This is a genomic window from Gemmatimonadota bacterium (assembly GCA_026706845.1).
Classification (GTDB): Bacteria; Latescibacterota; UBA2968; order UBA2968; family UBA2968; genus VXRD01.
In genome coordinates, this window is record JAPOXY010000221.1 from 1 (window position 1) to 2,523 (window position 2,523).

The 2,523-nt window shown below is 51.7% G+C and carries 2 protein-coding genes; both read right to left on the minus strand.

Annotated elements, in window-relative coordinates; translation table 11 throughout:
* A partial coding sequence (locus OXG87_20195) for an AAA family ATPase (GenBank protein ID MCY3871877.1) occupies positions 1–410 on the minus strand: 410 nt, incomplete at its 3' end.
* A gap of 20 nt (positions 411–430) precedes the next feature.
* Positions 431–2,356: a 1-deoxy-D-xylulose-5-phosphate synthase gene (dxs, locus tag OXG87_20200; GenBank protein MCY3871878.1), complete on the minus strand. Its 1,926-nt coding sequence runs from the start codon at positions 2,354–2,356 to the stop codon at positions 431–433.
* Positions 2,357–2,523: the final 167 nt, after the last annotated feature.

Below are 2,523 nucleotides of genomic sequence, written 5' to 3' on the forward strand. Positions count from 1 at the left end.
CGCGATGCTGTCCCGGAGTTCTTAGGCAACGTTTTGTAGATTACGCGGTCACCAATTTTTAACTCTTCGTACTGTATTTGAGAATGTGGTTTAGTGCGAAGGTGTATTCTATAGAGGACTTGTTGGGACACACCATCGAATCGTAAAGAAGCTCCAAATCCTAACGCGAAGATGTCCTCGCCCATATGACCACAAGCCTGTAGGCCACCGCGAATCTGGAGGCCGGTCTCGGTGCGACCGACGTCAGCAATTTCATAGAGGGGTTGACCGCGCGCGATAAAGGAAAGTAACTCAATTGCTTCAATGACGTTAGTCTTGCCCGAGCCGTTTGGTCCAATCAGCAATGTAAATGGTCGCATCAGATCAATGCTAACGTCTTTGAATCCTTTGAATTCAGTGATGTGATGCATTGGGTAATCTTTGGAGCCGCTCAATATTCAACGGGTTCTCGTGCGACAACGCGCTGGGCGGTTGCTGCAATTGCTTCGGGCGAGATGCCCGCTTCGTCGCGCAGCGCGCCCTGTGAACCGTGTTGGAAAAAGCGATCGGGAATGCCCAGGGTGTGTACGCGCTGACCTTCTCGCATCTGGTCGCTCAAATAGCGCGCAACGCCCGATCCAAACCCGCCTTCGATGGTATTTTCTTCAACGGTGATCAGTATCTGATAGCGGTCGGCCAGATCGTCGAGCATTTCCAGATCCATGGGTTTGACAAATCGGCAATTGATTACAGCGGCAGAGATGCCGGCTTCCATAAGTTTTTCTCGCGCCTGACAGGCGTGATCTACCATTGTGCCCACTGCGAGGAAAACCAGATCCTCACCATCGGCCAATGCTTCCCACGAACCGATTTTCAAGACTTCGGGTTCGCGCCCTGTAAGCGGGGTATGCACGTTGCCGCGGGGATACCGAATGGCAAATGGGTTATCGACTTGTTGCACTGCCGTGTATAACAAATCGCGCAATTCGTCGCCGTCTTTTGGCGCGCTTACAATCATATTGGGTACGCAGGTTAAATAGGACAGATCAAAATCGCCGTGATGCGTGGGCCCATCTGCACCCACCAGTCCGGCGCGGTCCATACAGAAAATCACCGGTGCCGATTGCAGTGCTACATCGTGGATGATCTGGTCGTAAGCCCGTTGCAAGAAGGTGGAATAAATCGCTGCGACGGGGCGCATGCCCTCAAGTGCCATTCCGGTTGAAAATGTCACGGCGTGCTGTTCGGCAATGCCGACATCAAAAAAGCGGTCGGGATGCGCTTCGGAAAAAATATCCAGACTCGTGCCTTCGGACATCGCGGCTGTTACGCCTACAATGCGGCTGTCATTATTGGCAAGCTCGATCATTGCCTCGCCAAAAACCGTCTGATATTTGGGTAGCGGCGTCTTGGGTGACGGCGGGCTGATCGAGTGGTATTTTATCGAATCGGCACCATACGGGTCTTCCTCATCTTCTTGAATTGCGCCCTTGCCCTTGATGGTGTGTACGTGTAATAGCACAGGGCCCTTCAGATCCCGCACATTTTTCAGGGTTTTTACCATCTCTTCCAGATCATTGCCATCCAGAGGTCCCAGGTACAAAAATCCCAGTTCTTCAAAAAGAATGCCCGGTACCAGCAGGCCCTTTAATCCCTCTTCGAATCCACTCAGCGCGCGGCGCAGATTTTCGCCTACGACGGGAATGCGTCCGGCCAAATTCCAGACTTCTCTTTTGATTTTTTTGTAAAGCGGATCGTTTGTGATCCGATCTCTCACGCGATTGTAAATCGGATCGGTGATAATGCGCGTCAAATAATGCGAAATAGCACCGACATTGGGCGAGATTGACATGCGATTGTCATTGAGAATGACCAGCAGATCGCGATTGGATGCACCGGCATTGTTCAATCCCTCAAGCGCGATTCCGCTTGTTATGGCGCCGTCGCCAATAACGGCGACTACTTTGTGCTTTTCGCCCATCAAATCGCGCTGTGTCGCAAATCCCAGTGCTGCGGAGATCGATGTGCCCGCATGTCCCACGGCAAATGTGTCGTACGGGCTCTCTGATCGCATCGGGAACCCGCTAATGCCGCCCGGCTGGCGAATGGTTTTGAGTGCTTCGCGCCGCCCGGTAAGCACTTTGTGCCCGTACGCCTGATGCCCCACATCCCACACAATTTTGTCCTGAGGCGTGTTGTATAGATGGTGCAAAGCCACCGTCAATTCCGCCGCCCCCAGGCTGGATCCAAAATGTCCACCAATCTCAGTCACTACGTCAATGATATATTGCCGCAATTCCGCACAGACCTGGTGCAATTCTTCTATTGACAGGGACTTTAAGTCGTCAGGTGAATTGATCGTTTCGAGAAGAGACATGATGTCTTTCCTTGTGACAGGGTCAGTAATGCTGTCCGCAACATATGTTTAATATAAGCAACACCTGAAAAATCACAAAGTTCTAAAAATATGTCGCAACACTGCACAGTACACCTGCGCCAGGTTCTTCGACATTGTTGCGATCGCGGCTCCAGTTGTAGAGATAG